The sequence below is a fragment of the Nostoc sp. UHCC 0251 genome (genome assembly GCF_034932245.1).
Lineage (GTDB): Bacteria > Cyanobacteriota > Cyanobacteriia > Cyanobacteriales > Nostocaceae > Nostoc.
Map to the genome: position 1 here is coordinate 1 of NZ_JAYGHD010000216.1, position 3,871 is coordinate 3,871.

The following is a 3,871-nucleotide window of genomic DNA, read 5'->3' on the forward strand; positions in this document are numbered from 1 at the left end:
ACGAGTCGCACCACCCCACACCCTACACCCCACACCCCGCCCCAACGGGGCTTGGGCAAGAAGGCAGGAGGCAGAAGGCAGGAGGAAGGAGGAAGAAGAATAATTTGATTTGTAAATCCTTGGTTCCGTACCTCATTTAGTTGCAAAGTGCTGTAAGTGCATTTGCTCTCTGCGGCTATCTACGACCACTTTATGCCGCCACCCACCCCAGTGCCGATGAGAATCGCATCATAATGAGTGTTCATTGTCACTCAAACACACAACTAAATATTCCCGCAGCAATCAGAAATAATCCCAGTTGTGCTGCTTCCATTAAGTATTCTGGTAAATGCTTTCTAAATGTTTCCATGCTACTGCTCTTGCGCCCGGTGTTCAGCATTTTGGAGAATCAGCGCGGCGACTAATCCTGTCCAGCCTGTTTGATGACTGGCTCCAATACCCGCCCCGTTATCTCCATGAAAGTATTCATGGAACAGAATATAGTTGCGCCAATGGGGATCGGATTGAAATATTTCCAGACCGCCATATACCGGGCGACGACCTGCACTATCCTGCTCAAAGATCGCAACTAAGCGGTGAGAAAGCGCGATCGCTACTTCCCTTAGTGTCATTTCTTGCCCGGAACCTGTGGGATATTCTACCTTCAAGCTATCTCCGAAGTATTCATAAAACTTCCAGAGTGCTTCAATAATTAAGTAGTTTACCGGAAACCAAATCGGGCCACGCCAGTTAGAGTTACCGCCAAACAAACCTGTGGTAGATTCGGCGGGTTCGTAGCGGACGCAGTAATCATGTTCGCCTTGATGCAAAATGTAAGGATCTTTTAGGTGATACTTTGAGATGGCGCGAATTCCGTAATCACTCAAGAATTCATTCTCGTCTAGCATCCGTTGCAAAATACGTTTTAACTTTGTCTGGTAAGCGATCGCTAATAGCCTTCTTGCGCCTACCCCCGGCGTTTCCATACAGGCGACATTATCTTTTAAGTCAGGACGATTGCGAATGAACCATTGCATACGACGCTTGAAGCCGGGAAAACGCTCTAAAGTTTCTAATTCCAGCACTGTGACAGCGTAGAGGGGAATTAACCCTACCATTGAGCGCACTTTGACGGGAAATTGCCGTCCATCAGGTAAATGCAGCGCATCGTAGTAAAAGCCGTCTTCTTCATTCCACAGCGAAATGTCTGCATTACCAATGCCGTCAATGGCATCGGCTATGTAGAGAAAATGCTCGAAGAACTTGCTAGCAATGTCTTCGTAGGTAGAATCTTCTTTAGCGAGTTCCAGGGCGATCGCTAGCATATTTAAACAGTACATTCCCATCCAGCTTGTACCATCTGCTTGATTGAGATGGCCACCTGTGGGTAGTTCCTTGCTGCGGTCAAATACCCCTATGTTGTCCAGCCCCAAAAACCCACCCTGAAAGACGTTCTTACCTTCTACATCTTTGCGATTTACCCACCAAGTAAAATTCAGCAACAGCTTGTGAAAGACCTTTTCCAGAAAAGCGCGATCGGCTTTTTTGTAAAACTTCTGCTCGATTTGATAAACGCGCAAAGCTGCCCACGCCTGCACGGGGGGATTAACATCACCAAATGCCCATTCGTAAGCAGGTAATTGACCATTGGGCTGCATATACCATTCCCGTGTGAGACGGTCAAGCTGCAACTTAGCAAAATATGGATCGATGACAGCTAAGGGAATCAGGTGAAATGCTAAATCCCAAGCAGCAAACCAAGGGTATTCCCACTTATCTGGCATCGAGAGAATATCTTCGCTAAACAGAGAAATCCACTCATGGTTGCGTCCAGCCTGTCGTTCCGGTGGAGGTGGTGGTTGTTGGGGATCGCCCTTGAGCCAGTCATGGACGACATAGTTATAATACTGCTTGCTCCATAGCAACCCAGCAAAGGCTTGGCGCTGAATATTGCGCTCATCCTCCGAAATTGGGAAGGAACAGATGCGCTGATAAAATTCATCCGCTTCGGCAATGCGTGTCTGGAAAATTGTGTCGAAATCTTCGCCAAAAGGCTCTGTAAGTGTTTGCACATCGCTCAAGCGCAGGCGCACAATTTTAGTTTCACCTGGATTGATTGTTAATGTGTAGTGAGCAGCAAACTTTGTACCTATGCGCTGGGAATTGACGGCTGCTGTTTTCCCATTCACTACATACTCATTAATGCCATCTTTGACATAAGTTGAGCTATTTTTGTAACCAAATAATCGTTCGTGATTCGTTTCGTTATCGGTAAACAGAAGTTCTGTATCTCCTTGGCAGTAAAGCCAACGAGTTCCCAGGTGAGAATTCTTCGCTTCGATTAAACTAAAGTTGGAATCTGAGCGTACCACTTTCATAAAAGGTTTCTCAATTTCGGAATTCCAAGCCCAGATATTGCGAAACCAGAGTGTTGGCAGTAGGTGGAGTGTACTGGCTTGGGAACTGCGATTAGCGATCGCAATTTGAATCAAAATATCTTCTGGTGCGGCTTTGGCATACTCGACAAAAACATCAAAATAACGGTTCTCGGCAAAGATGCCTGTATCAAGTAGCTCAAACTCCGGCTCAAATTTGCTTCGGCGCTGATTTTCTTCTACCAGTTGCGTATAGGGAAATGCTTGTTGGGGATACTTGTACAAGCATTTCATGTAAGAATGGGTGGGCGTATTGTCAAGATAAAAGTAATATTCTTTAACATCTTCACCGTGATTACCTTCTGTGCCCGTTAGTCCAAATAATCGTTCTTTGAGAATGGGATCATTGCCATTCCACAGAGCGATCGCAAAACACAAACGTTGCCGACTATCGGAAATACCTGCAATGCCGTCTTCGCCCCAACGATAAACACGCGATCGGGCATGATCGTGAGGAAAATAATCCCAGGCAGAACCGTCATGGCTATAATCTTCCCGCACCGTTCCCCATTGGCGATCGCTCAGATAAGGTCCCCAGCGTTTCCAGTAGGCAACACGTTCTTGATCCTGCCGCAATCTTACTTCTTCTGGAGTCACGTCGCTTTGCTCCGAATTCAAAATTAAAAATTTAAAATAGGCATGGGGAATGAGGCTTTGAACTCCATTAATGAGTTTTTGAACTTCGCTCCCCTGCCCCTCTGCCCCCCTGCCCCCCACTCCCCCTAAAAACCCGTGATTGAACAACAAAAGCAAAAGCCAGAAATTCCATACCTGACACGCATCCAAGTACTTGGAGCGATGGGAGCGACTGCAATAATTTTGTTGATAGTCGCCAAACTCTCGTTATACTTTGGCAACTTTTCCTTATTTTCTTTGGAATTGAACCAAAGAGAGTTGCTGTTAGGTGTAGGGTTGGGATTCGCCATCACTGCCTTAAGTGGCTTAACTTATCGCCTTTGGACTGCTTATCGTAAAAGTGCAGATTATTATCTAGAAGTGGTACTAAAGCCCTTAGCCTTACCAGACTTAATTTGGCTAGGGTTACTACCAGGGTTGAGTGAAGAATTATTATTTAGAGGTGTAATGCTGCCAGCTTTAGGCTTGGATCATTTGGCTGTCATTGTATCCAGTCTTTGCTTTGGCATCTTGCATCTTAGCGGTTCCCAACAATGGCCTTATGTGATTTGGGCAACAATTGTCGGGATGATATTCGCATACAGTGCCCTGCTCACTGGTAATTTATTAGTGCCGATTGTCGCTCACATTATTACCAATTGGATTTCTAGCTATTTCTGGAAGATGTCACAATTGCGGCAATTTAAAAATAAATTTTGAGCTTGTAGAAATTAGTGCGTAGGCTTCTTGAACCGTAGGCATGGCACGCTATCAACCATAAAATAAATTATACCAATTCTCCAAAATGAGGCAACAGATGTAAATCAGGAAAGTCCTGCTGC

2 protein-coding genes are annotated in these 3,871 nt (G+C 45.5%); one reads left to right on the forward strand and one right to left on the reverse strand.

Going from position 1 to position 3,871, the window contains the following annotated elements; all coding sequences use genetic code 11:
- Positions 1–350 precede the first annotated feature (350 nt).
- Positions 351–3,011: an MGH1-like glycoside hydrolase domain-containing protein gene (locus VB740_RS17490; RefSeq protein WP_323201234.1), complete on the reverse strand. Its 2,661-nt coding sequence runs from the start codon at positions 3,009–3,011 to the stop codon at positions 351–353.
- A 135-nt stretch (positions 3,012–3,146) separates the two neighbouring features.
- On the opposite strand from VB740_RS17490, the gene VB740_RS17495 reads away from it, so the two are divergent.
- Positions 3,147–3,749 (forward strand): CPBP family intramembrane glutamic endopeptidase, encoded by a 603-nt coding sequence (locus tag VB740_RS17495; RefSeq protein ID WP_323201235.1) that lies wholly within the window; start codon positions 3,147–3,149, stop codon positions 3,747–3,749.
- Positions 3,750–3,871 lie beyond the last annotated feature (122 nt).